Origin of the sequence: Streptomyces sp. MK7, from assembly GCF_032658145.1 — a bacterium.
Taxonomy (GTDB): domain Bacteria; phylum Actinomycetota; class Actinomycetes; order Streptomycetales; family Streptomycetaceae; genus Streptomyces; species Streptomyces spiralis.
In genome coordinates, this window is record NZ_JAVACL010000115.1 from 1 (window position 1) to 2,093 (window position 2,093).

Annotated in this window: 1 rRNA gene; it reads right to left on the minus strand. The window is 57.9% G+C overall.

The annotated features are described in order from the left end of the window. Positions 1–1,806 (minus strand): 23S ribosomal RNA (locus R2S09_RS40045); the annotation flags it as partial. Positions 1,807–2,093 lie beyond the last annotated feature (287 nt).

Genomic DNA, 2,093 nt, shown 5'->3' on the forward strand with positions numbered 1-2,093 from the left:
GAAACTCGCTAGAGGCTTTTCTCGACAGCATAGGATCATCCACTTCACCACAATCGGCTCGGCATCAGGTCTCACCCACATGAGTGGCGGATTTACCTACCACTCGGGCTACACCCTTACCCCGGGACAACCACCGCCCGGGATGGACTACCTTCCTGCGTCACCCCATCACTCACCTACTAACCGCTTGGTCCGGCGGCTCCACCACTCCGAGATTGTCCGAAGACGCACTCGGCGGTTTCACGGCCTTAGCATCACGATGCTCGATGTTTGACGCTTCACAGCGGGTACCGGAATATCAACCGGTTATCCATCGACTACGCCTGTCGGCCTCGCCTTAGGTCCCGACTTACCCTGGGCAGATCAGCTTGACCCAGGAACCCTTAGTCAATCGGCGCACACGTTTCTCACGTGTGAATCGCTACTCATGCCTGCATTCTCACTCGTCAACCGTCCACAACTACCTTCCGGTGCTGCTTCACCCGGCAGACGACGCTCCCCTACCCATCAACACACCCGTTAGGGCTGTATATGTCAATGACACGACTTCGGCGGTACGCTTGAGCCCCGCTACATTGTCGGCGCGGAATCACTTGACCAGTGAGCTATTACGCACTCTTTCAAGGGTGGCTGCTTCTAAGCCAACCTCCTGGTTGTCTGTGCGACTCCACATCCTTTCCCACTTAGCGTACGCTTAGGGGCCTTAGTCGATGCTCTGGGCTGTTTCCCTCTCGACCATGGAGCTTATCCCCCACAGTCTCACTGCCGCGCTCTCACTTACCGGCATTCGGAGTTTGGCTAAGGTCAGTAACCCGGTAGGGCCCATCGCCTATCCAGTGCTCTACCTCCGGCAAGAAACACACGACGCTGCACCTAAATGCATTTCGGGGAGAACCAGCTATCACGGAGTTTGATTGGCCTTTCACCCCTAACCACAGGTCATCCCCCAGGTTTTCAACCCTGGTGGGTTCGGTCCTCCACGAAGTCTTACCTCCGCTTCAACCTGCCCATGGCTAGATCACTCCGCTTCGGGTCTTGAGCATGCTACTGAAACGCCCTCTTCGGACTCGCTTTCGCTACGGCTACCCCACCCGGGTTAACCTCGCAACACACCGCAAACTCGCAGGCTCATTCTTCAAAAGGCACGCAGTCACGAGGCAGGAACAAGTTCCTACCCGACGCTCCCACGGCTTGTAGGCACACGGTTTCAGGTACTATTTCACTCCCCTCCCGGGGTACTTTTCACCATTCCCTCACGGTACTATCCGCTATCGGTCACCAGGGAATATTTAGGCTTAGCGGGTGGTCCCGCCAGATTCACACGGGATTTCTCGGGCCCCGTGCTACTTGGGTGTCTCTCAAGCAAGCCGCTGACATTTCGACTACGGGGGTCTTACCCTCTACGCCGGACCTTTCGCATGTCCTTCGCCTACATCAACGGTTTCTGACTCACCGACCAGCCGGCAGACTGATCAAGAGAGATCCCACAACCCCCACGACGCAACCCCTGCCGGGTCTCACACGCCGAAGGTTTAGCCTCATCCGGTTTCGCTCGCCACTACTCCCGGAATCACGGTTGTTTTCTCTTCCTGCGGGTACTGAGATGTTTCACTTCCCCGCGTTCCCTCCACACTGCCTATGTGTTCAGCAGTGGGTGACAGCCCATGACGACTGCCGGGTTTCCCCATTCGGAAACCCCCGGATCAAAGCCTGGTTGACGACTCCCCGGGGACTATCGCGGCCTCCCACGTCCTTCATCGGTTCCTGGTGCCAAGGCATCCACCGTGCGCCCTTAAAAACTTGGCCACAGATGCTCGCGTCCACTGTGCAGTTCTCAAACAACGACCAACCACCCATCACCCCGAGCCGAAGACTCGAGTGCACTGGGGCCGGCATCGAAGGCTTCCCGGCCTCACGGCCGCACCCTCAGACACCCAACAGCGTGCCCGACACGATCAGCCGACCAGATCAGCGTTCCACGCCCCGAAGAGCAGTACTAGCGCCTGGTCCGTCCTGGACCGTGCCGAGTAGTCAACGTTCCACCCATGAGCAACCAGCATCAGACATTCGCTGATGTACTGGCCTCTGACCAG